General features: G+C 72.3%; 16 protein-coding genes, 1 tRNA gene and 4 pseudogenes. 8 read left to right on the top strand and 13 right to left on the bottom strand.

Going from position 1 to position 23,361, the window contains the following annotated elements; translation table 11 throughout:
• Window positions 1–61 precede the first annotated feature (61 nt).
• The gene (locus tag SSQG_RS18975) at window positions 62–3,091 is read right to left on the bottom strand and encodes a glycine--tRNA ligase (protein ID WP_003991419.1); all 3,030 of its coding nucleotides are present in this window, start codon (window positions 3,089–3,091) and stop codon (window positions 62–64) included.
• Window positions 3,092–3,343: 252 nt separating this feature from the next.
• Here SSQG_RS18975 and SSQG_RS18970 point away from each other — a divergent pair, with 252 nt between their 5' ends.
• Entirely contained in the window at window positions 3,344–4,207 is an 864-nt protein-coding gene (locus SSQG_RS18970) for a triphosphoribosyl-dephospho-CoA synthase (protein ID WP_003991418.1), read from the top strand.
• Here SSQG_RS18970 and SSQG_RS18965 read toward each other — a convergent pair.
• Window positions 4,197–5,660, bottom strand: coding sequence for an aminopeptidase P family protein (locus tag SSQG_RS18965; protein ID WP_003991417.1), 1,464 nt, complete (start codon window positions 5,658–5,660; stop codon window positions 4,197–4,199). The genes SSQG_RS18970 and SSQG_RS18965 overlap by 11 nt on opposite strands.
• Window positions 5,661–5,745: 85 nt before the next feature.
• On the bottom strand, window positions 5,746–7,257 hold the full coding sequence (locus SSQG_RS18960) for a PP2C family protein-serine/threonine phosphatase (RefSeq protein WP_003991416.1): 1,512 nt from the start codon (window positions 7,255–7,257) through the stop codon (window positions 5,746–5,748).
• 502 nt (window positions 7,258–7,759) lie between these two features.
• On the opposite strand from SSQG_RS18960, the gene SSQG_RS18955 reads away from it, so the two are divergent.
• Both SSQG_RS18955 and SSQG_RS18950 read left to right on the top strand, forming a co-directional pair.
• Window positions 7,760–8,425, top strand: a complete 666-nt coding sequence (locus SSQG_RS18955) for a bifunctional DNA primase/polymerase (RefSeq protein ID WP_003991415.1) — start codon at window positions 7,760–7,762, stop codon at window positions 8,423–8,425.
• A 55-nt stretch (window positions 8,426–8,480) separates the two neighbouring features.
• Window positions 8,481–9,119, top strand: coding sequence for a hypothetical protein (locus SSQG_RS18950; protein WP_003991414.1), 639 nt, complete (start codon window positions 8,481–8,483; stop codon window positions 9,117–9,119).
• A gap of 235 nt (window positions 9,120–9,354) precedes the next feature.
• On the opposite strand, the gene SSQG_RS18945 is transcribed toward SSQG_RS18950, so the two are convergent.
• From SSQG_RS18945 to SSQG_RS18935, 3 genes are all read right to left on the bottom strand, one after another.
• On the bottom strand, window positions 9,355–10,320 hold the full coding sequence (locus tag SSQG_RS18945; protein ID WP_003991413.1) for a DUF5926 family protein: 966 nt from the start codon (window positions 10,318–10,320) through the stop codon (window positions 9,355–9,357).
• 110 nt (window positions 10,321–10,430) lie between these two features.
• Window positions 10,431–11,069, bottom strand: a complete 639-nt coding sequence (locus SSQG_RS18940; protein ID WP_003991412.1) for an ATP-binding protein — start codon at window positions 11,067–11,069, stop codon at window positions 10,431–10,433.
• Between the two features lie 170 nt (window positions 11,070–11,239).
• The gene (locus tag SSQG_RS18935) at window positions 11,240–12,067 is read right to left on the bottom strand and encodes a glycerophosphodiester phosphodiesterase (protein ID WP_003991411.1); all 828 of its coding nucleotides are present in this window, start codon (window positions 12,065–12,067) and stop codon (window positions 11,240–11,242) included.
• A 304-nt stretch (window positions 12,068–12,371) separates the two neighbouring features.
• On the opposite strand from SSQG_RS18935, the gene SSQG_RS18930 reads away from it, so the two are divergent.
• Entirely contained in the window at window positions 12,372–13,778 is a 1,407-nt protein-coding gene (locus SSQG_RS18930) for a S1C family serine protease (RefSeq protein WP_039933100.1), read from the top strand.
• A 63-nt stretch (window positions 13,779–13,841) separates the two neighbouring features.
• Window positions 13,842–13,928 (top strand) — tRNA-Ser (locus SSQG_RS18925).
• A 353-nt stretch (window positions 13,929–14,281) separates the two neighbouring features.
• Here SSQG_RS18925 and SSQG_RS18920 read toward each other — a convergent pair.
• A complete protein-coding gene (locus tag SSQG_RS18920; RefSeq protein ID WP_003991409.1) occupies window positions 14,282–14,617 on the bottom strand; it encodes a hypothetical protein in 336 nt (111 codons plus the stop codon).
• A 170-nt stretch (window positions 14,618–14,787) separates the two neighbouring features.
• Between SSQG_RS18920 and SSQG_RS18915 the strand changes: the two genes are divergently transcribed.
• Window positions 14,788–15,582, top strand: a complete 795-nt coding sequence (locus SSQG_RS18915; protein ID WP_003991408.1) for a glycosyltransferase family 2 protein — start codon at window positions 14,788–14,790, stop codon at window positions 15,580–15,582.
• Between the two features lie 43 nt (window positions 15,583–15,625).
• Here SSQG_RS18915 and SSQG_RS18910 read toward each other — a convergent pair whose 3' ends face one another.
• Both SSQG_RS18910 and SSQG_RS40970 read right to left on the bottom strand, forming a co-directional pair.
• Window positions 15,626–16,387: a PIG-L deacetylase family protein gene (locus SSQG_RS18910; protein ID WP_039933098.1), complete on the bottom strand. Its 762-nt coding sequence runs from the start codon at window positions 16,385–16,387 to the stop codon at window positions 15,626–15,628.
• Between the two features lie 52 nt (window positions 16,388–16,439).
• The gene (locus SSQG_RS40970) at window positions 16,440–16,853 is read right to left on the bottom strand and encodes a hypothetical protein (protein WP_244299503.1); all 414 of its coding nucleotides are present in this window, start codon (window positions 16,851–16,853) and stop codon (window positions 16,440–16,442) included.
• A 426-nt stretch (window positions 16,854–17,279) separates the two neighbouring features.
• Between SSQG_RS40970 and SSQG_RS44030 the strand changes: the two are divergent.
• Window positions 17,280–21,633 (top strand): annotated as a pseudogene (locus tag SSQG_RS44030) (hypothetical protein).
• A gap of 166 nt (window positions 21,634–21,799) precedes the next feature.
• On the opposite strand, the pseudogene SSQG_RS42785 reads toward SSQG_RS44030, so the two are convergent.
• Window positions 21,800–21,880, bottom strand: a pseudogene (locus SSQG_RS42785) (GNAT family N-acetyltransferase); the annotation flags it as partial.
• 20 nt (window positions 21,881–21,900) lie between these two features.
• Between SSQG_RS42785 and SSQG_RS18890 the strand changes: the two are divergent.
• Window positions 21,901–22,140, top strand: a pseudogene (locus tag SSQG_RS18890) (GNAT family N-acetyltransferase); the annotation flags it as partial.
• Here SSQG_RS18890 and SSQG_RS18885 read toward each other — a convergent pair.
• From SSQG_RS18885 to SSQG_RS42780, 3 genes and pseudogenes are all read right to left on the bottom strand, one after another.
• On the bottom strand, window positions 22,119–22,664 hold the full coding sequence (locus SSQG_RS18885) for a DinB family protein (protein ID WP_003991402.1): 546 nt from the start codon (window positions 22,662–22,664) through the stop codon (window positions 22,119–22,121). The pseudogene SSQG_RS18890 and the gene SSQG_RS18885 sit on opposite strands and share 22 nt — an antisense overlap.
• A 9-nt stretch (window positions 22,665–22,673) precedes the next feature.
• Window positions 22,674–23,138, bottom strand: a complete 465-nt coding sequence (locus SSQG_RS18880) for a hypothetical protein (RefSeq protein WP_003991401.1) — start codon at window positions 23,136–23,138, stop codon at window positions 22,674–22,676.
• 97 nt (window positions 23,139–23,235) lie between these two features.
• Window positions 23,236–23,361, bottom strand: a pseudogene (locus tag SSQG_RS42780) (bifunctional DNA primase/polymerase); the annotation flags it as partial.

The raw sequence follows: 23,361 nt of genomic DNA, 5'->3' as shown, positions 1-23,361 counted from the left end.
ACACCGTTCGATCCGGGGGCGGTGTTTCACGTGAAACACCGCCCCTTCGCCGTGCTCCCGGTTACAGCGCGCCCCAGTCCAGCGTCGTACGCGCCAGCCCCGCCACCTCCGTGAGCAGCGCCAGCCGGGCCGCGCGGACCGCCGGGTCGGGGTCCATCACCAGCACCTCGTCGAAGAAGACGCCGATCGCCTCGACCAGCGGCCCGGAGACCTCGATCAGTGCGCCGAGGTCGTCCTCCCGGCCGTGCAGTGCCTGACGTACGGCCTCCGCGCTCTCGGCGAGACGCAGTTCGGCGGGCGCGGTCAGCAGCGACGGATCCGCCGCCTCGACGCCACCCTCGGGAAGGATGCGCACCACCCGCTGGAAGGCGGCCGCAAGGGCCTCGAAAGCCTCCGTCCCGATGTGCCGCTCCAGCGTGGCCAGCGTGCGGTCCCCGTACGCGGGCCGGTCGGCCCACCCCAGAACGGCCTGCACCAGCCGGTGCTCGTGCCCGGCGTCCGTGAGCTGCTGCTCGTAGCGCCGGGTGACCAGCTCGGCGGCCGCGGCCACCCGCTCGGCAGGCACCTCGACGCCCTGTGCGGCGTACCGCACGGCCGCCGCGCGCAAGCCGTCGCTCACCCGGAGACCGGCCACGGCGGGAGCGGTCCGCAGCACGTTGAGCAGCCCGATCGCGGCCCGCCGCACCCCGTACGGATCGGAGCTGCCGGTCGGCTCGGCGCCGATCAGGAACATGCCGGTCACCAGGTCGAACCGGTCGGCGAGCGACATCACGGCCCCCGCGTCCCCGGTCGGCAGCGCGCCACCGGCGGAGCGGGGCAGCTCCATCTCGGCGAGGGCCTCGGCGACCTCCGGCGACTCACCCGCCCGGCGGGCGTACTCCTCGGCCATCACCCCGGCGAGGCCGGAGAACTCGATGACCATCTGCGAGGCCAGATCGAACTTGGCCAGCGCACCGGCACGCCGGACGACGTCCACCGTCTCCTCGGCGAGCCCGGCACGCCGGGTCAGGTCGAGGGCCAGGACGGCGATGCGCTCGGCGCGGTCGGCGACCGTACCGAGCCGGTCCTCGAACGTCAGCTTGTCCAGCCGCCGGCGGAACTCGGCCGGCGTCACCTTGAGGTCGGCCCGCCAGAAGAACGCGGCGTCCTCGTAACGGGCCCGCAGTACCGCCTCGTTGCCCGCCCGCACCACGTCGTCGTCGCACAGGGCGTTGGCGAAGGTGACGAAGTGAGGCATGAGGCGCTCGCCGTCCATCACGGGCAGATAGCGCTGGTGCTTGCGCATGACGGTGGTCAGGACGCTCGCGGGCAGTTCCAGATAGCGCTCGTCGAACGACCCCCGCACGGCGTACGGGAACTCCAGGATGTCGGTGATCTCGTCGATCAGACCGGCCTGGTCCTCCACGTCGATCCGCCCGCCCACCTCGGCCGCCGCCTCCAGGGCGCCGCGCACCACCGCGCCGCGCCGGGCGTCCCGGTCGAGCAGGATGCCGTGCATGTGCAGGAAGTGCGGGTAGCCCTCGGCGGCGGTCACCCGGACCTCCGGGTAGGGGGCCTGGCGGTGCACGCGTGTCGTGTCGCCCGCGGTCAGCGAGGAGACGACCACCGGCAGGGGGGTGCGGCCGAGCAGGGCGAGCAGCCAGCGCACGGGGCGCGAGAACGACAGGCCCGGGTCGCTCCACCGCATGTTGCGGCCGGCCCGCAGCCCGGACACGACCTCGGCCAGAAGATCGCTGAGCACCTCGACGGCCGGACGCCCCTCCTCGTGCCGGGTGACCGAGACGTACTCGACACCCTTCACGTCGACGACCCGCACGTCCGCCGGATCGGCGCCCTGGCTGCGGGCGAAGCCCAGCAGCGCGGCGGTGGGGGCGCCGTCCTTGTAGGCCGCCGCGACCTTGGGGCCGCGCACGGTCCGCACGGTGTCCCGCTCGCGCGGCTGCACGTTCTCGACCGTGATCACGATCCGGCGCGGCGTGGCCATCACGGTGATCGCGCCGTGGCCCAGCCGGGTGTCGGCCAGTTTGGCGGTGACCGACTCGCGCACCGCCTCGGTGGTGGCCGGGACGTCGGCGTACGGCAGTTCCTCCACTCCGATCTCGAACAGCAGCGTCTCGACGCCGGGCACCTTGGGCAGCGCGGCGCGCTGTGCCGGGGCCGGGGCGGCCGCCACCCCCAGCGGATGCCCCAGCGCGGCCCGCCGGCGCTCCCACAACGTGGCCGTCTCGTGCGTCAGACCGCGCATCAGCGAGAACGCCTTGGCCCGCTCGGTGGTGCTGATCGCGCCGCGCGCGTCGAGCACGTTGAAGGTGTGGCTGCACTTGAGCACGTACATGTACGCGGGAACCGGCAGCTCCAGGTCGAGCAGGCGCCGGGCCTCGGCCGCGTACGACTCGAAGAGCCGGTGGTTGGTGTCGAGATCGGCGTCGTCGAGGTAGTAGCGGCTCATCTCGTACTCGTTCTGCCCGAACACCTCGCCGTACGTGATGCCCGGCGCGTAGACGATGTCCTTGAAGTGGGACACGCCCTGAAGGTTCATCAGGATGCGTTCGAGGCCGTACGTGATCTCCACCGACACCGGGTCCAGGGCGACGCCGCCGACCTGCTGGAAGTAGGTGAACTGGGTGATCTCCATGCCGTCCAGCCAGACCTCCCAGCCCAGCCCCCAGGCGCCGAGCGCGGGAGAGGCCCAGTTGTCCTCGACGAACCGCACGTCGTGCGCGTTCAGGTCGACACCGAGCGCCCGCAGGCTGCCCAGGTACAGCTCCTGCGGGTTGCCCGGGTCGGGCTTGAGGATGACCTGGAACTGGGTGTGGGTCTGGAGCCGGTTGGGGTTCTCGCCGTAGCGCGAGTCGTCGGGCCGGACGCTGGGCTCGACGTAGGCCACGCTCCACGGCTCGGGACCGAGCACCCGCAGTGCCGTGGCCGGGTTGGCCGTACCGGCTCCGACCTCCGTGTTCAACGGCTGCGTGATCATGCAGCCGTTGTCGCTCCAGTACTTCTGCAGGGTGAGGATGGCGTCCTGCATGGTCAGCGCCGTCTGGACGTTGTTCATGGTGATCGTCGCCTGTTCCCGGAGTCGGCTCGGCAAGGTGCGTCATGATCTCATACGTCAACTAGCGCTGACCTGCGGTTTTTTAGCCCCTGGCCGGATGCTTGCGGTGAGTTCACAGCAGTCTCTCAGCCCAGCCCCACGCCTCTGACGGGCGACGTCCCTAGATTCCCCGCTCATGACGGGAAACCGCAGGGACACCAACCAAGGGCTTCCTCACCCTGGGTATAGACCCGGACGCGGAGAACACGGACGCGGAGAACACGGGCGCGGGCGGCGGGGGAGGCGGCATTGAACAACCGTGAGGACGAGGCCCTGGCACAGGCCGCCGTCGACGCGCTGGTCGGTCAGCTGGCCCTGGCACCCAAGCCGGGCCTGCCCGACCCGCGCGACCTGACCGCCCGGGCCACCCGCCGGGACCACAGCGCCCTGCGCTGGTCGGCCAGGGCACTGCTCCCCGGCCTCACGGCGATGGCCGCCGCGGCCCGCCGCACGGGAGAGCCCAGTGCCCGGCTCCGCGCGGAGCTGGGCGCGATCGGTCGCTCGACGGAACACACGGTGGGTCTCGCGGGCGGCGGCCACCGAGGCGCCCTGTGGACACTGGGCCTGCTCGTGGCGGCAGCGGCACTCCACCCGGGAGCCGAGCCGGCGGACACCACAGCCCTGGCCAAGCAACTGGCCGCCCACCCGGACCGCCGCGCCCCCCGCCGCCCCTCACGCGGCTCCACGGTCTCGGCCCGCTACGGCGCGGCCGGCGCCCGGGGCGAGGCCAGAGCGGGCTTCCCGCATGTCCGCCGCGCCCTGACCGCCCTCGCGACCGCCCGCAAGCAGGGCGCCTCGGAACCCCAGGCCCGCCTGGACGCCCTGCTCACGGTGATGTCCACACTCCAGGACACGGAACTGCTGTACACGGCGGGGCCCATGGGCCTGCGTCATGTGCAGGCGGAGGCGCGCGGTGTCCTGGAGGCGGGCGGAACGGCGGCGGACCCGGGCGCGAGGGCGCTGAGAGCCCTGGACACGGACCTTCGCACGCGCGCCTGGGCACCCCGAGGCAGCGGGCCCCTGCTTTCGGGCGCGCTGTTCCTGGACGCCCTGGGGGCGCGCGGAACCGCGCGATCGACCACAGGCGACCCGCACCGGGGACTCAGCCCTTGACGGCGTCCATCCACGCCTCGACCTCGTCCGACCGCCGGGGCAACGCGGCGCTCAGGTTCCGGTTGCCGCTCTCGGTCACGAGGATGTCGTCCTCGATCCGCACCCCGATGCCCCGGTACTCCTCCGGCACGGTCAGATCGTCGGCCTGGAAGTACAACCCGGGCTCGACGGTCAGACACATCCCCGGCTCCAGCACACCGTCGACGTACGTCTCGGTCCGCGCGGCGGCGCAGTCGTGCACGTCCATGCCGAGCATGTGCCCGGTCCCGTGCAGCGTCCACCGCCGCTGGAGCCCCAGCTCCAGCACCCGCTCCACCGGCCCTTCGACGAGCCCCCACTCGACGAGCTTCTCGGCGAGCACCCGCTGCGCCGCGTCGTGGAAGTCCCGGTACTTCGCCCCGGGCTTGACCGCCGCGATGCCGGCCTCCTGGGCCTCGTACACGGCGTCGTAGATCTTCTTCTGGATCTCGCTGAACCGGCCGTTGACCGGCAGTGTCCGCGTCACGTCGGCCGTGTAGTACGTGTGCGTCTCCACACCCGCGTCGAGCAGCAGCAGATCGCCCGAGCGCACGGGCCCGTCGTTGCGCACCCAGTGCAGCGTGCAGGCGTGCGGACCGGCCGCGGCGATCGTGCCGTAGCCGACGTCGTTGCCCTCCACGCGCGCGCGGAGGAAGAACGTGCCCTCGATGTACCGCTCGGAGGTCGCCCGGGCCTTGTCGAGGACCTTCACCACGTCCTCGAAGCCGCGCACGGTCGAGTCGACCGCCTTCTGCAGCTCGCCGACCTCGAAGTCGTCCTTGACCAGCCGCGCCTCGGAGAGGAAGACCCGCAGCTCCTCGTCCCGCTCGGCGGTGACCTTGTCGGTCAGCGCGGCCTCGATGCCGGCGTCGTACCCGCGCACGACGCGCACCGGGCCGGTGGCCTCGCGCAGGGCCCCGGCCAGCTCACGCACGTCGGAGGCGGGGATGCCGTACAGCCGCTCCGCCTCGCTGAGGGAGTGGCGGCGGCCGACCCACAGCTCGCCCTGGCCGTCCAGCCAGAACTCGCCGTTCTCGCGGTCGGAGCGCGGCAGGAGGTAGATCGTCGCCTCGTGACCCTCGTCCCTGGGCTCCAGGACCAGGACGCCGTCCTCGGTCTGGTTGCCGGTGAGGTAGGCGTACTCGACGGAGGCCCGGAAGGCGTACTCGGTGTCGTTGGAGCGGGTCTTCAGGTTGCCCGCGGGGATCACCAGTCGCTCACCCGGGAAGCGCGCGGACAGCGCGGCCCGGCGGGCGGCGGTCTCGGCGGCCTGGGGGACGGGCTCGAGGTCACGCAGCTCGGTGTCGGCCCAGCCGCTCTTCATGTTCTCGGCAAGCTCGTCGGACACGCCGGGGTACAGTCCGTTCTTCCGCTGCTTGATGGGCTCTTCGCTCTCGTCCGGGGTCGCCGGTGTGAGCTCCTCCGCCACGGTCATCCTCCTCGATACGGCGCTGGACCGCCTCCACTGTACGGCGGCGCGGAAACGGTCTCAGGCCGATGACGAGGGACGACGAGGAGCGCTACTCGAAACGCACCGCCAGCAGCACGACGTCCTCCGCACCGCCGGCCGCGTCCAGTCCGTCCGGCAGCACGCTGCGCAGGACGTGGTCGGCGATCGCGCCGGGGTCGCGCCGCAGCGCCCTGGGGACTGCGGCGGCCGCCGCGTGCAGTCGGGCGAAGGCGCGGTCGGTGGTCTCGCCGGTGCGGTGCAGCAGCCCGTCGGTGTACAGCAGAACCGTCTCTCCACGGTCGGCGAGGATCTCCACGCTCGGCGCCTCCCAGCAGGCGAGCATGCCCAGCGGGGCGGAGACCGACGTCTCCACGAACTCGGTGCGGCGCTCCCCGACCAGCAGCGGCGGGCTGTGCCCGGCACCGGCCAGCGTGATCTTGCGGGCGGCCGGTTCGCAGTAGGCGAACAGGGCGGTGGCCGAGCGGGCCGGCTCGGTCAGCCGCAGCAGCAGCTCCAGGTCCGACAGGACGGCGACCGGGTCCTCCCCCTCCATCACGGCGTACGCGCGCAGCGAGGCCCGCAGCCGTCCCATCGCGGCGACGGCGCTGGGTCCCGACCCGGTGACGGAGCCGACGGCGAGGCCGAGGGCGGCGTCGGGCAGCGGCAGCGCGTCGTACCAGTCGCCGCCGCCCCGAGGGCCCGTGCGGTGCCGGGCGGTGAGCTGGACGCCGGCCACCCGAGGCAGCCGCGCGGGCAGCAGCTCGTCCGCCATGGTCGCCATGGACGCGCGTGTGCGCTCCAGTTCGAGGAGCCGCGCGAGGTGCTCGGCGGCGTACCGGGCGTACAGGCCGATGAGGTGGCGCTGCCGTTCGCCGGGCTCGGCGGGTTCGTCGTAGAGCCAGACGGCGGCACCGAGGCGGCCGGCGGTCTCGGTGGACAGGGGGAGGGCGTAGCTGGCGGCGTAACCGAGGTGCGCCGCGACCTGGCGGTGGCGGGGGTCGAGCCCCTCCTCGGCGAACAGGTCGGGCTCGGCGATGCCGTCCTCGCCGCCCAGTCCGTCGAGGATCCGGCCGTAGGACAGGGCGCTGCGCGGCACCGTCTCGATGTGGCCGAGATCGGCGCGCGCCAGGCCCAGACCGATGGTGGTGTCCGGGCCGAAGCCGTCGCCGGGTTCGAGTACGACGAGGCCGCGCCGCGCGCCCACCAGGGCGGCGCCGGCCCGCAGCAGTTCCTGGAGCGCCTCGTCGAGCCCGGTCGTGCGGGCCAGGCGCTCGGTGAGCTCGTGGAGGGTGGTGAGGTCGGAGACCCAGCCGGCGAGGCGGTCCTGGAGTACGGCGCCGGGTGGGCCGGGGGGAGGTGGCGGGGCGGTCGGGGAGGAAGTCGGCGCGACGGGCGCGACAGTGTGTGCGGGCGACGGAACCGTTGGATCGATTCCAGCCACTTTCGGAGGGTGCGGGGCGTTCATGGCATCCGGCTTTCCGGCCGGTGCGTACTGCTCAAAAGCATCGCAAACCCCCATGTCATTCTGCGCCGCTAGCAGTGTCTCCACATGTACACGCACTCGTGAGGGGATGTCCAGCATTGTCCTGCTGGGATTCCTGGTGTCCGAGAGAGCTGAGGGGGAAATGTTCCTTCCTCTTGCGTAAAAGCAAAGTTGGCTTAAAACTGCCGCAGTGGACGGCTTATTGCGGTCGACTGGGCTTGCTCGACGGAGCGTCACGACGGTCGTGATGGGTACGTACTCGGTGAAGGCCAGGGGTGGTCGGGAACCACCCGGAACCTGGTGACGGACCCGGGCGTCCTATCCACCGACGACCGTGCCCCATCCTCCCGTGGCGGAGGCGGAGAGAAATACGCGCGACGGCAAACGCCATACTTCGCCACCCCTACGCCACGCCCGTGCTTTTGACCGACGCAGTATGGGCGCGACGGCCGCGGAGGCAGCCAAAGCTCGACCCATAGGGGTTCCCCGTGCTTCCAGCAGGGGTGTGATGCGCCCATAGGTACGCACAGTGAAGTGATCGACACATGGTGTGATGTGGCCCACGGTGTTGCCGGCGTGCAACGGAAAGGAACGAGCGCTGATGCGCGAGATCCTCGGAAGGCGACGCAGGCTCCTGTCCCAGCGCAACGACGGGACGCCTGAGCTGATCGGCGCGGCCCTGACCTATGCGACCCAATGGCAGTGGCCCGTACTCCCGGGAGTGGCGGCGGACCCGCAGGGGACGGGCGGCTGTGCCTGCCCCGACCCGGAGTGCACCGTGCCCGGTGCGCACCCCTTCGACCCCGGCCTCCTCGCGGCCACCACCGACGAGCGCATGCTGCGCTGGTGGTGGGGCAACCGGCCCGCGGCGCCGATCATCCTGGCCACCGGCGGCAAGGCCCCCTGCGCGGTCTCGCTGCCCGCCCTGCCGGCCGCCCGCGCCCTCGAAGCACTCGACCGCACGGGTATGCGGCTCGGCCCGGTCGTGGCCTCCCCCACCCGCTGGGCGATCCTCGTGAAGCCGTACTCCATGGAGCAACTCGGCGAGTTGCTGTACGCCAAGGACTTCGTGCCCGGCTCCCTGCGCTTCCATGGGGACGGCGGCTACCTGGCCCTGCCCCCGTCCGAGGTGGGCCAGGGCGAGATCCGCTGGGAGCGGGCGCCGCTGCCCGGCTCCGCCTCGCCGTGGGTGCCCGATGTCGAGGCCGTCGTGGACGCCGTGGTCGAGGCCCTCACTCGTACGGGTGTGAGCGCGCCCGAGTTCTAACGAGCTAGGGCGCGCCGAGCCCGGCTTCCGCCCCGGCGCGTTATGTTCCGGGGCCATGCCGCGTCATGCCCGGGGCCGTTCCCGGGACCCTCGAAAGGTCCGTCTGTTCGCCCTCGTGGGCACCGTGGCGGTGTGCGCCATCGCACTGCCGCTGGCGGTGGCGTCCGGGTCCGTGGACTCAGGGAGCCGGGTGCGCTCCGAGAGGCCGGCCGCCGAGGTCGTGGCAGGCGGCGGCCCCGTGTCCGGTTCCGTACGGGAGGTACGTCCCTCCCGGCCCTCCCCGTCGCCCGCCGACGGCAAGGCGCCGTCCGCCGTCACCGGCCTCCCCACGCTCGGCCAGGGCCTGGCGACCGCGGTGCGCTGCGGTCCCGAACTCTCCTCCCCCGACGGCATCGAGGCGCAGACCTGTGTCGTGACGCAGGGCGCGGACACCTGGGCGCGGACCTACTACCGCAACGCGACCGGCCGGGCGCTGGACGCCGTACTGAGCCTCATGGGTCCCGGAGCCCGGACCGTGCGGATGACGTGCGCCGTGGGGGCGGAGGACGAGCCGCGGACCTGCGAGACGCCCCGGGAGCCCGCGCGGGGCGACCTGGCGGACCGCACGGCGGTCGCGGAGTTCGCCCGGCGGGCGGGTGAAGGACCGCTGCTGCTGCGCTCGGGAAGCAACTCGCCTGTGCAAGCGGGTAGTTGAAGAGCGGCTGCCGTTCCGTGAACGGATGCGCGCATGAAAAGACCCGGTTGCTGGCGACGGGGGATGCACCAGCAACCGGGCTACAGGAACGGTAACAAGAGATCGGCTGTTCGCAAATTCGATCTCGCCCTTTCCAGTCACTGACTGGCTTGTCCCGGCTGGGAGTTGTGGGGACCCTCACCCTGTCCCGGGGTGAGGGTCCGGCCGACCGGCGGCCGGACCCCGTGCCCTGTGGTCAGTTGAGCGTGACCTGCCGGTTGGTGAGGCCGCCCCGTGCGCGGCGTTCGTCCACCGTGAGCGGCGCGTCCGTCGCCAGGGCCGCGGCGAGGCGCTCGGCGAACTCCGCCGCCGGCTTCTCCACGTCCTCGGCCGTGACCCCGCTCGGCAGGTCCCAGACCGGCACGGTGAGCCCGTGAGCGCGGAAGGAGCCCACCAGCCGGGTGCCCTCGCCGAGGCTGGACCGGCCCGCGGCGTGCAGGCGCGCGAGGGCGTCCAGAAGCTGCTCCTCCGCGTGCGGCATGACCCACCGCAGATGGTTCTTCTCCGGCGTCTCGCACCAGTAGGCGGCGTCCACGCCCTGGAGCTTCACGGTCGGGATGGCCGCGGCGTTGGCCCGCTCCAGGGAGGCGGTCACGTCCGGCGTGGCGTTCTCCGGGTCCGGGACCCAGAACTCGAAGCCGCTGTGCACTTCTGGCTCGAAGGCGCCCTCCGGGTCGAGCAGATCCTGGAGCCGCGGACCGTCGGCCGGGGCGCGACGGCCCTGGACGGGGGTGCCGGGTTCCGCTTCCAGGGCGCGCTGGAGGGTGTCGGCGAGGTCGCGGCTGATGTCGCCAGAGGACGTGTCGTTCTGCAGGCCGAGCAGGACCGAGCCGTCGTCGCGGCGCAGGGCGGGCCAGGCCATCGGCAGCACCGTGGCCAGTGTGACCGCCGGGACGCCTTCGGGGAGGCCGCCCTTGAGGGTCAGCCCGACCGTGGCCGCCGGGACCAGTTCGCGCAGCGCCACCCAGTCGCACTCGCCGGGCAGGCCCTCGAAGGGGCGGTGCACGAGCTCGGTCGCGGCGTGCGCTGCGGCCCGCCCGTGACAGGCCTTGTAGCGGCGTCCGCTGCCGCAGGGGCAGGGCTCGCGAGCGCCGACAACCGGGATCTCTCCGTCCGTGATCTGCGGGCGCTTGGCCTTTGTCTGGGGTCGCTTCTTGGCCATCGATGGGTCTCCCGGTTACGGCTCGTCTCGTACGGTCGCGAGCCTAGCCGTTCAGACCTCGGGCGACGGGAACCTGTGGACAACACTCGGTCCGTCGCGGCGTACGGCGCTCAGTCCATGTCGTCGAAGGCGTCCGCGAAGTCCAGCCCGGGTATCCGGGAGACCGCCGGGGCGGTGATCCGTGCCGCGAAGTCGTCGCGGCGGTGACCGGCGTCCGGATCGTGCACGTCGTCGTGGACGACGACCCACACCGTGACCTCGCCGCGGATGTCGTCCCGGACACCCCAGTCGTCGGCCAGCGCGGTGATGATGTTCAGCCCACGGCCGCCGTGCGCCGTGACCGACGGGGTCGCCGGGGCGGGGCGGGTCGGGCCACCGCCGTCCGTGACCTCGACCACGAGCCGGCCGGACGGGTCCACACACCATGCGGCGCGCACGTCCCCGTCGCCGGAGAGGGCGTCACCCAGGGGCCTGCCGTGTTTGCATGCGTTGCTCAAGAGTTCGGAAAGAATCAGAACGGCGTCGTCGATGACCGATTCCGCGACACCACCGCTGCGCAACTGCGTCCGCATACGGTGTCTCGCTTCGCCCACGCCCTCAGGGCCATGGGGTACGGCCATGCTCGACGACGTGGGCACCTCCTGTGCCACCACCAACGCCACCCCCGAGACCTCCTTCGCCCCACGCCACGGTGTGGATGCCCCATTGGCCTGTACCGGAAACCGGCCAATCCACGTCCGGTGACGCATTCACCACGACCGCATACGGACCGAACGCGCCGGAGCACTCCCTGTGATCGTGTGGCTGAAATTCATCGATGTGGCCGGGACGCGAGGATCCCGGTAGGGGCGGCGTGAGGTCAAGGGGTGTGCGTGGGTCTGATGAGACTTATGTGGTGGGGCGCATGTGGTCGGGACCCTCAGCGGCCGAGCTGGTCCAGCACCGCGCGCGGGCGGTTGGTGATGATGGCGTCGACGCCCAGGCCGACGCAGAGGTCCACGTCCTCGGGCTCGTTCACGGTCCACACGTGCACCTGGTGACCGGCCCGCTTCAGGCGCTCGATGTAGGCGGGGTGGTTGCGCACGATCCGGATGGAGGGGCCCGCGATTCCCACGCCCGGGGGCAGCCGGCCGTCGCGCAGCCGGGGTGAGACGAACTGCGTCAGATAGACCGTCGGCAGCGTCGGCGAGGCGGCACGCACGCGGTGCAGCGAGCGGGCCGAGAAGCTCATGACCCGCACCCTGGACTCCCCGGCGGAGGGCGGGGCGTCCAGGCCGAACCGCTTCAGCAGCGCCAGCAGCCGGTCCTCGACCTGTCCCGCCCAGCGCGTGGGGTGCTTGGTCTCGACGGCCAGTTCCACCCGGCGCCCGGCGTCGGAGACGAGTCCGAGCAGCCGCTCCAGGGTGAGGACGGAGGTGGCCTCACGGTCCTCCGGACGGTGCTCCCAGTCGGGTTCCTCGTCGCGCCCCTTCCAGGCCTCACGCGTCTTCCAGGAGCCGAAGTCCAGGGCGGCGAGATCGGCGAGCTCCAGGGCCGAGACCGCGCCGCGGCCGTTGGACGTACGGTTGATCCGGCGGTCGTGCACGCACACCAGGTGGCCGTCGGCGGTGAGGCGCACATCGCACTCGAGGGCGTCCGCGCCGTCCTCGATCGCCTTGGTGTACGCGGCCAGGGTGTGCTCCGGGGCGTCCTCGGAGGCGCCCCGGTGGGCGACGACTTGAATGACATGCTGCCGTGCGTGGGTCACCGCGTCATGGTGCCACCGAGCGCGGGTACGCGTCCGGTCGGACGGACTCGACGGATGCACAGGTCCGGACGGAGGCATTGGGATTGCATCCTTTTAGCCGGTAATGACCTATATAAAGAATGGCCCCGGACGCACAGCCACCGCTTATGGTGCTCTGACGGCCCGTGGGAAAAGCTGACGGCATACAAAAGGTGTCGGCATACAAAGGGACAAGCACAGCTGTATCGCGCCGGAACCGTCGACCAGCGTGAAAAGCGTGACCGAGTGCGACCCAGGAAACAGCCGTGGATCGAGGAGAGAAGCTGTGAGCACCGAGAACGAGGGCACCGCGGTACCCCCCGCCCCGTCCGCACCCCCCGTGCCGGTGGACGCTCCCGCTGCTCAGGCGCCCCAGGGGCAGTCCGCGCACGGGCAGCCCACGGACGGGCAGGGCGCGCCCGGTGACGCCGCGCATCCCGGCGTCTCCTCCTCCGCTCCCGACCCGTCCTGGCCCCCGCCCCCGCCGCCGGGCGGCCCGTCGTACGGCGGCGGCGGTGACGGTTCCGGTGCGGGCCCGGGCGCCTGGGGCTCCTCGTACCAGCAGCCGGCGCCCAAGCGCGGGCGCCGGGGGCTGGCCGCGGCCATCCTGATCGCCGCACTGGTCGCGGGCGGCCTGGGCGGCGGCCTCGGCTACACGCTGGCGAAGAACAACGACGAGAGCACCGGCTCGACCACGGTCTCCGCCTCCACCAGCGGCGGCGACGTCAAGCGCGACGCGGGCACCGTCGCGGGCGTGGTCGCCAAGGCCCTGCCGAGCACGGTCACGATCGAGGCCGAGAGCACCAGCGGCGAGGGCGGCACGGGCACGGGCTTCGTCTTCGACAAGCAGGGCCACATCGTCACCAACAACCACGTGGTGGCGGAAGCGGTGGACGGCGGCAAGCTCACGGCGACCTTCCCGAACGGCAAGAAGTACGACGCCGAGGTCGTCGGTCACGCGCAGGGCTACGACGTGGCGGTCGTCAAACTCAAGAACGCCCCCGGCGACCTGAAGCCCCTCACCCTCGGCAACTCGGACAAGGTGGCCGTCGGCGACTCGACCATCGCGATCGGCGCCCCGTTCGGCCTGTCCGACACGGTGACGACAGGCATCATCAGTGCCAAGAACCGCCCGGTGGCCTCCAGCGACGGCAGCGGCAGCCAGGCCTCGTACATGAGCGCCCTGCAGACCGACGCCTCGATCAACCCGGGCAACTCCGGCGGCCCGCTGCTGGACGCGCAGGGCAATGTCATCGGCATCAACTCCGCGATCCAGTCCACCGGCAACGGCGGCTTCGGCACCGGCCAGTCCGGCTCGATCGGCCTGGGCTTCGCCATCCCGATCAACCAGGCCAAGTACGTCGCCCAGGAGCTGATCGAGACCGGCAAGCCGGTGTACGCGAAGATCGGCGCCTCCGTCTCCCTCGACGACAGCTCGAAGGGCGCGCAGATCACCGACCAGGGCGCGGGCGGCGCGGCACCGGTCGAGCCCGGCGGCCCGGCGGCCAAGGCGGGCCTCAAGCCCGGCGACGTCATCACCAAGCTGGACGACCGGGTGATCGACTCCGGGCCGACCCTGATCGGCGAGATCTGGACGCACAAGCCCGGCGACAAGGTCACGATCACCTACGAGCGCGGCGGCAAGCAGCACACGGTCGACGTCACCCTGGGCTCCCGCGTCGGCGACAACTGACCCCCACCCGCCCGCACCGACCCGTTACCCTTGTCCCCGCGCCGCCGATCACGGCAGGCGCGGGGAGGCGTGCCCGAGCGGCCGAAGGGAACGGTCTTGAAAACCGTCGTGGCAGCGATGTCACCGTGGGTTCAAATCCCACCGCCTCCGCGTGGTGAGCAGTGAGAACGGCCCCTGACCAGCAACATCGGTCGGGGGCCTTCGTCATGCTTGGTACCCGCCGGCGACCGCGATTCCCCGCGAGGCCCCGGCCTGTCGGGCACGGATGGGGCACAGGCACCGCAGCTGTGCGGGCCCCCACGGCGCGTACACGGAGCGCACCTGGTGGGTACGGCAACGGCTACTTCGGCTCTGAGTTGCTCGGCGGGCTGCTTGGCCTCTGAGGCGTCGGGCGTCGACCGCCCGCGCCGCGCTGAGTGACAACACCGCCATGCAGGCGGGTCGGAAGGGGTTCCGCTCGGTGGAGTGGCCCCCCTTCCGGATGCGGGTGATGTGTCCCGCGTCTACTGCTTGTGGTGGTGGGGCGTGCACACCGACTTGCTGTCGGTGACGTAGCAGCAACAGTGCCTCGGCTCGATCCCGCCTTCGTCCTCGATCCACTGGGAGCCGTCCCAGACGCGATCGGGAGAGGTGAAGACGATGTCCATCCTTCCGTCGGGAGCGATGCCCTGCTCGCGCCCCATTCCGCGTTGCTCCAGGTACTTGACCGGGTTGGCGAGCAGTGTCGTCAGGTCCTCCGGCGGAACGTCGTAGTGGTAGAGCGGCGCGTCACCCTCCATCCCGGGCACGCCTGGGCCTGCCAGCTTCACCACGTTCGATTCCGGATAGTTGTTGGCCATCCACTTCCTCCCGACGTTGAGTGTTGTGGGGTGCAGGGCTGGAGCCGCCTCGCGTCAGCACTTTATGTTCCTAATATCCTTATTTGAGGCATTGGTCAGGGGTGTCGTGCTCTGGCGTCGGTGGTGCGGCCGGGCGGCGCTGTGGGTTTCCGCAGGGCTATGATCGTTCGGTGATTTCGGCATCTGCGCAGGTCACAAACGTTTCGAGGGCGGGGCGCATCATCGTCGTCACCGCTGTGCACGGTCCGTCGGCCCGGTTTCTGCCGGAGGCCTACTCGTCCCTGCGAGAGCAGTCGCTGCCCGAGGGCTGGGAGTGGCAGTGGGTGATCCAGGAGGACGGGCAGAGCGAGGACGTACGGCCGTACGTGCCGGATGACGGGCGGGTGACGTTCCGGCAGGGCAGGGCCGGTGGGCCCGGGGTGGCCCGGACCATCGCGCTGGCGCACGCCGAGGGTGCGTACGTGAAGGTCCTGGACGCCGATGACCAGTTGGCGCCCGGTGCTCTCGCGCGGGATCTGGCGGTGCTGGAAGGCGACCGTGGCCTCGGGTGGGCGACGTCGCGCGTGCTGGACCTCCTGCCCGACGGGTCGACGGCCGGTTTCCCGGGGGACCCCGACCAGGGGCCGATCGAGCGCGGGGCCGTGCTCGACCACTGGAAGGCGAACGGTTTCCTCGCCCAGGTCCATCCGGCGTCCCTGTTCGTGCGGCGGGAGCTGCTCCTCGCCCTCGGCGGGTGGATGGCGCTGCCCGCCTCGGAGGACACGGGGCTGCTGCTCGCGCTGAACGCGGTCAGCCGTGGGTGGTTCTCGGGGGAGGTGGGCCTGCTGTACCGGAAGTGGGAGGGCCAGGTGACCGGCCAGGCGGCCCATGTGGACCGGGTCGAGCGAGATGCGCGGATGGCTGTGGTGGAGGCGAGGGCCAGGGCCTTGGCGCGGCTGCGGTGGGACTCTCCGGCCGGACTGTGAGGCCGAGCATGAGGCCGACCATGAGGCCTGACTATGAGACCGACTACGAGAGCAGCTCCGCCTGCGCCGGTGCCCTGGTGACCGGGTCGTGGCGGATGTACCACTCCGTGCCGAGCAGCCGCTCCCGCTCGGAGACGGTGAGTGCGGCGATCAGCCCGGGAGCGGCTCCTCGCCGGACCTCCGTCCGGTGGGCCAGGACCGCCGCGACCTTCTGCTCCAGCCAGGGCGTGACGTCGACCGTGGCGGTGACGCTCTCGTCCGGGACCGTGTGCGCGGCCTTGCCCCTGCGGGCCAGTTGCCCGCCCCAGGCCCGGACGGCGGAGTGCGGGTGCGTGGCCAGATACAGGGCGCTCGGCTGCCAGGGCTCGCCGGTGTCCGGGTAGCTGCGTTCGAGCCCGGCCGCGTGGACCGCGAGCAGGGTCACGCGGTGGGTGTGCACATGGTCCTCGTGGCCCGTCAGGCCGCCGTAGGCGTCGTGCGTGACGACGATCTCCGGGCGGACCTCCCTGATGTGCCCGACCAGTTCCCGTACCGCCTCGTCCAGAGGGACGTCCAGGAAGCGCGGTCTGCCGGGGGCCGAGGCCGGGAGGCGGGAGTCGGCGTAGCCGAGGAGGCGTGGCTTGCCGGCGCCGAGGATGTGGAGTGCTTCGGCCAGCTCCGCGGCCCGCGGGGTGTCCTGCGACCAGGTCGCCGTGACGACGGCCGTACGCGCGCCCGCGGCCGCGTGCCGGGCGAGTACGCCGCCGGCCGACAGGGACTCGTCGTCGGGGTGGGCGAAGACCGCGAGCAGGCTCGGCGTGGACATGGGCGACACCCTAGGACAGGGCTCGGTGAGCCCGAGCGCCGAAACAGGTCGTTCAGCGGGAGCCGGCCGTGGCGAGCCAGCGGGCGACGTGGCGGACGGTGGACTCGTCGAGCTGTTGCACAAGGGTCTGCACGGTCGTCTCGTCCTCGGGGGAGAGGTCGTAGAGGCCCGCCTTGGTCAGTCCGGCCATCAGGACCTGGTGGCGACGGCCCGTCATGCGCTCGGTCAGGGAGGTCGGTTCGCCCGTGGGGGCGGGGTCCGTGCCCGGCCGAGGTGAAGTGGCCTGCCGCTGCGGGGTGTCGTGGAGGTGCCACTCGCCGTCCCTCGGGCCCCACAGGGCGAAGGTCACGTCCTCCCCACGCGCGCGCAGGGTGTGGGCCATCTCGCCGAGGGCGTACAGCACGGGCGAACGGTGGGGCGATTCCGCTGCCGTCCGCCAGGAACCGTCGGCCGGGCGGTGGACCATCGCCACCCAGCGTAGGGTGCCCTGCGGTCGCGGGCTCTCGGGACGATTCTCCACTGCGCTCACCCCTGTACGTCTGTTGTCTGTACGTCGCTCCGGAGCGGTAAGGCGGGCCGGGCCGGGGCACGGCGGACCGACCATAGCTGACGGGTCGTCAGTTATCTAGGGTTGTAAGACGCGGTCCGCAGGGGAGGATCACCACGTCGTCCGGCACCGGTCCCTCCCCTCGTGGGGACCGGTACCGAACGGTGGAGCTACCGTCGTCCGCCTCCGATGGAGGCCGACCGGATGGATGCGCTGCTGGGTTGGGATCCTGCCAGTTACGGCACCCGACGAGGAGTTTCCGGTTCCGGTCGGACGCCATCGCCGCAGGTCAGGCGTATAGAGTGAGTTTTCCGGTCCGGACGTCCAGGCGGGGGAAGTTAGGGAGTGGAGACCTTGGGCTCCGACTCGGGGGCACGCACCGCCTTCGCGGAACGCCTCGCACTGCTGTACAAGGAAGCCGGCAACCCTCCACTCAAACGGGTGTCCGAATCTGTCGTACGGCTGCAGCGGATCGACGAACGCGGGCGTCCCGTGCGGGTGTCCGCCCAGCGCATCAGCGACTGGCGACGGGCCCGGAACGTGCCCGCTCAGTTCACCGCCCTCGCGGCGGTGCTGCACGTGCTGATACCCGAAGCGCGCCGCGCGCGGCCCACTCCGGTGTCCTCGGGGCTGTACGACCTCGCGCAGTGGCAGCGGCTGTGGGAGAGCGCGGTGGCCGACCCGGTCGGCGAGCGTGGCGCGGCCTCACCCGCGGAGGAGGGGCCCGCGGGTGACGCTCCGTCGGCGCCCGGTGGGGTGTGCCCGTACCGGGGGCTGGCCTCCTACCGTCGGGAGGACGCCAACTGGTTCTTCGGCCGGGAGCGGAGCACGGACGCGCTCGTGGCCCAGCTCCGGGCCGTGGCGGACACGGGTGGCCTGGTCATGCTCGTGGGCGCGTCGGGGGCGGGGAAGTCCTCGCTGCTGAACGCCGGGCTGGTGCCCGCGCTGCGGGACGGGGCACTGGGCGGCGACGGTGCCGGGAACGGCCCTGCGAGGAAGGTCGTGCAGTTCGTACCGGGCGGCGATCCGCTGGCGGAGCTGGCCCGGTGCATACCCGAACTCGGGCCCGTCGTCTCGGCCATGGCCGGAAGAGGGGCGGGGAGAGCCGACGGCTCGGCCATGTCGGGACCACGGGCGGCGCGCTTGGACGCCTCCGTCGCGGCGCGACCGGGGACGCAAGGGGCGGGCGAGCGGCCTGCCGGCACACCGGACCCGGACACACCCGACTCCGCCCCCACAGCAGCCGACCCACCGGCTGCTCCCGCCCCGGGCTCCGGTGCTGCCTCCGGCCGGGGTTTCGGCGCTGCTTCCGCCCAAGAGCCCGGCGGTGCGGGCCGGGGCTTCGGTGGTGCCTCCTCCCCAGGGCCGCGCGCGGCCTCCTTCCCGGGGCCCGGCCCTGCCTCCTCCCCGGAGCCAGGCGCGGCTTCCGCCCGGGATTTGGATGCTGCTCCCGGCCGGGAATCCGATGCTGCTTCCGACCCGCGGTCTGGTGCTGCTTCCGACCCGCGGTCTGGTGCTGCCTCCGACCCGCGGTCTGGTGCTGCCTCCGACCCGGGGCCCGGCCCTGCCTCCTCCCCGGAGCCAGGCGCGGCTTCCGCCCGGGGTTTCGGTGGGGCCTCCGCCGACGAGTCCGGCGCGGCCCCCGCCCGGGACTTGGGCGCTGCACCCGCCCCGGAATCCGGTGCTGCTTCCACCCCCGAGTCCGGTTCCGCCTCCGCCCGGGTGTTCGGCTCCGTCACCCCCGAGTCCGGTTCCGCCTCCGCCCGGGTGTTCGGCTCCGTCACCCCCGAGTCCGGTTCCGCCCCCGCCCGGGCATACGGCTCCGCCACCCCAGCGTCGGGCTCCGCCCCAGCCCCCACCCCCACCCCAGAAGCCGCCCGCGCCGCTGTTTCCGTCTGGGCGGGGCGGGAGGTGGGCCATGGTGGGCGGCCGGTGGTCATCGTGGATCAGTTCGAGGAGATGTTCACCCTCTGCCCGGTCGAGGCGGAGCGGCGTGCCTTCGTCGAGGTGCTGCACGCCGTGTGCTCGCCGGCCGGACCCGGCGACCCGGCTCCGGCGGTCGTGGTGCTCGGCATCCGCGCCGACTTCTACGAGCAGTGCCTGAGGTACCCCGAACTCGCCGACGCGCTCCAGCACAAACACATGGTGCTCGGGCCGCTGACCAGCGCGGAGCTGCGCGAGGCCGTCACCGGCCCGGCCAAGGCCGTGGGTCTGGAGCTGGAGCCGGGCCTGGCGGAGCTGATCGTCCGGGAGGTCAGCGCGGACGGCCCGCGCGGAGCGCAGAACGCGGGCGTGCTGCCGCTGCTCTCGCACGCCCTGCTCGCCACCTGGCAGCGCAGGAAGGCCGGCCGGCTGACGCTCGCCGGCTACCGCGCGGCCGGCGGCATCCAGGGCGCCGTCGCGGCGACCGCAGAACGGGCCTGGTCCGGCCTCGATCCGGCGGCGCGCACGGCGGCCCGGCTGCTCCTGCTCCGGCTGGTCCGGCTGGGCGAGGACACCCAGGCCACCCGCAGACGCGGCACCCGGCGCCAGCTGGCGGCGGAGGCCACCGACCCGGGGAAGACCGAGGAGTCCCTGGAGGCGCTGGTCCGCGCCCGTCTTGTGACGCTCGACGCGGAGACCGTGGAGATCACCCACGAGGCGCTGCTGCACGCCTGGCCGCGCCTGCGCGACTGGATCGACGAGGACAGGCAGGGCAACCTGCTGCGCCAGCGCCTGGAGGAGGACGGCAGGGCCTGGGAGGAGTCGGACCGCGACACGTCCCTGCTCTACCGGGGCTCCCGGCTGGAACAGGCCCACGGGTGGGCGAAGTCGGCCGGGGACACGTTCCTGACCCGCAGCGCGGTGGAGTTCCTGGCCGCGTCGGTCAGGCTGCGCAGGCGCATCATCTGGATCAGCCGGGGAGCGGTGGCGGCGCTGGTCGCCCTGGCGATCCTGGCCGTCGGGTCGGCCGTGGTCGCCTGGAAGCAGCGCGACGAGGCCGTCTTTCAACAGGTGCTCGCCCAGGCCGATCGCGTCCGGTCCACGGACCCGTCGCTGTCCGCGCAGCTCGACCTGGTGGCGCACCGGCTCCGGTCGGACGACGAGGGCGCGAACAGCCGCCTGATCTCCATCGTGAACGCCCCGCTGGCCACACCGCTGGTCGGGCACACGGGCGCCGTCTACCTCACGACGTTCAGCCCGGACGGCCGGACGCTGGCCACCGCCAGCTACGACCGGACCGTACGCCTGTGGAACGTGGCCGATCCGCAGCGTCCGAAGCCCCTGGGCAAGCCGCTCACCGGCCACACCAGTTGGGTGAGCAGCGCGGTCTTCAGCCCTCAGCCCGGACGGCCGCACGCTCGCCAGCGGCAGCGCCGACAACACCATCCGGCTCTGGAACACGGCCGACCCACGTCATCCGGCACCGGTCGGGGCACCCCTGACCGGTCACACCGGCGCGGTGTGGTCCGTGGCCTTCAGCCCCGACGGGAGCAGACTCGCCGCCGCCAGCGCGGACAGCACCGCGAGCCTGTGGAAGGTCGGTGACCCGGAGCACGCGTCGCAGGTCGGCGGACCCCTGGCCGGAAGCAGCGGCGAGATGTTCGCGCTGGGCTTCAGCCCGGACGGGCGCACCCTCGCCACCGGCGCGGGCGACAACACGGTTCGCCTGTGGTCGCTGCCGACGTCGGACATGACCGGCCGGATAGGTGTCTTCCGGCCGGACGGGCGGGTGCTGGCGACGGCGGCGCGTGACGAACGGGTCCGGCTGTGGGACGTGCGCAGGTCCGGCCGGCCCGTGCCGATGGGCGAGCCGTTCCGGCCGGGGAAGGGGGACGTGCGGTCCCTGGCGTTCTCCGCGGACGGCCGCACCCTCGCGGTGGTGACCGGCGGCCGGGCCGTGCAGCTGTGGAACCTCGACGATCCGAAGCACCCCGTGCGGTACGGGTCGCCCGTCGCCCTGCGCTTCCGGTTCGCCGACGCGGTGGCCTTCAGCCCGGACGGGAAGGTCCTGGCTACCACCTACGACGACCGCACCATCCAGCTGTGGAACGTGGCCGACCCGTCCCGTCCCCGCCGGCTCGGCGATCCTCTCAGCGGTCACAAGGGATACGTCAACTCACTCGTCTTCAGCCAGGACGGCCGCACGCTGGCCAGCGGCAGCGCGGACGGCACCGTCCGCCTGTGGAACCTGGCCGACCCCGGCCGTGCCGTCCTGCTCGGCGCCCCCCTCAAGGGCCACCTCGGCGCGGTCAACGCCCTCGCCTACAGCCCCGACGGCCACACGCTGGCCAGCGGCGGCGACGACAACTCGGTCCGCCTCTGGGACATCACGAACCCCGCGAAGACCTCCGGTATCGCGAGCCTCAAGGGCCACACGGAAGCGGTGGTGTCACTGACGTTCAACCGGGACGGCCGCACCCTGGCGAGCGGCGGCAACGACGGCACCGTCCGGCTCTGGAACGTCTCCGATCCCGCCAGGGCCACCGCGATCGGCCAGTCGATGAGCCCCGACGCCAAGAGCGGCGGCTTCCTGGCGTTCAGCCCGAACAGCCGCCTCCTCGGGGTGTCGAGCGGCACCGACACGATCCGGCTCTGGGACCTGGACGTCGACCGGGCGGTGGCGCGCATCTGCTCGATGACCCGGGGCGTTCTGACGCGGGACACCTGGCGCGAGTACCTGTCCCGGCTCTCGTACGACCCGCCGTGCGACGGCTGACGGAACCGGCTCGCACAACAGGGCGCTCTGGAAAGCCAGTTGAGTGAGACGAGTCACAACATCGCCCATACTGACGGAGTGGCGGCGTAGCCCGCGCAAGCGCTTGTTACCCTTGGCCATAGCCCGACCGCTGGTGCATCCCCCGTCGCCAGCGGTCGGGTTTTTCTCATCGCAGGTCGAGGCGCATCAGGATCCGGGGATGGCCGGCCAGGACCGAGGTGGTCGCCGCCGCGAAGGTGAAGCCGGCGCCTGCCGCCCCTGCCGCCCCTGCTGCCCCTGCCGTCCGGGCTGCGAGGCAGGGTCGAGGACGTGGTCGTCGACGACGCGGCGCGCGGCCGGGGTGTCGCGGGGCTGCTCATCGAGGAGGCGCTGGGGATCGCGCGGCGGGCCGGGGCCCGCACGGTCGACCTCACCTCCCGGCCCGACCGCGCCGCCGCGAACCGCCTCTACGAGCGGCTCGGTTTCCGGGCACGCCGGTCGACGGTCTACCGCCGCACGCCGGGCTGAGGGGCCGACGCGGCCCGCAGCAGCCGCAGTTGGCCGATCTCGCCGGCGTTCTTCATCAGCTCGGCGTTCACCCAGCCCGCCATGTGCGCGACGGTGTACTGGGGGTCGTCCGGCCAGGGGAACGGCGCCGTGGCGTCCAGGTCGGTGTCGGTGAGGCCGTCCAGGACCGACAGCCACTCGGTGCGCAGGCCGCGCAGCCACTGGACGGTCGGCTCGCCCTCGCCGGGCCATATGACGTCCGTGCGGTCACGGGGCGGACGCCCCTGCGCATGGTCCAGGGTGACGCTCCACCACCAGCCGATGTGCCAGCTCACCCAGGCGAGGGTGGGCACGGGCACCGGGTCGGGTTCGGTCTCCGCCCAGTCCGGTACCCAGGTGCCGTCGGGCCCTTCGCGCATCGTCCAGCAGAGCGGGGCGGGCTCCCAGAGGAAGTCCTCCGGCTCCAGCCGTTCCAGGTGGTACTCGAACAGCGACCAGGTCAACTCGAACTGCCAGCGCAGCAGTTCCGTTCGGGAAACGCTCATCGCCCGACCCTACGCAAGCACCCGCGCGTCCCGGGCCAGTCCCGCCCAGTCGAGGTCCCGCAGCCCGGGCTCCGCTTCGCAGCCGTACGGCAGCCGAGGCGTGGACTGGAACCAGAGCACCGCCAGCCGCGAGCGGTACAGCACCGGGTCGTGGACCGGGTCGAGGGCCGTGGAGTGGAACAGGCCGAGACAGGCCACGGCGGGCAGGACCTCGACGGGTCCGAGGCCGCCCGCGTACTGGTCGGGGTACTCGCGCGGCGGTGGCACGAGGTGGACGGGTGTGCCGGGGCGGTCCCGCTCGGCGGCGTGCAGCAGACCACGGATGCGAAGGTCGTTGACCGGTTTGCAGGGGTAGCCCGCCGGCAGGTCGCCGTACGTGGACGAGAACCGCAGGTCGGCGAGGTCCACCGAGCGGCCGGAGGCCAGGACGAGGCGGGCGAGCGCCATGGCCGGCACCTTGAGGTGGTGTTGCATGGGGGTCTTTCGGTGTTCGCGGGCGGTGTCCCGGCCCCGCTCGTCGGAGGTTGCCGTCCTGGCCGGTCCCTTCGGGGGCGGGGCCACCCGGCCCCGTTCAGGGCCGGTGTCCCGTCATCCGTGCCGCCGACGCGATCGTCGCCCGGGCCTCGCGTGCGGACAGGCCGGTGTCGATCGCCGCGTCGACCAGGGCGTCCACGAGCGCGGGGCCGATGCCGTCCTC

Origin of the sequence: Streptomyces viridochromogenes DSM 40736 (assembly GCF_000158955.1) — a bacterium.
Classification (GTDB): Bacteria; Actinomycetota; Actinomycetes; order Streptomycetales; family Streptomycetaceae; genus Streptomyces; species Streptomyces venetus.
Note: the sequence above shows the minus strand (reverse complement) of the source record. Positions and strands in the feature narration are given on the sequence as shown.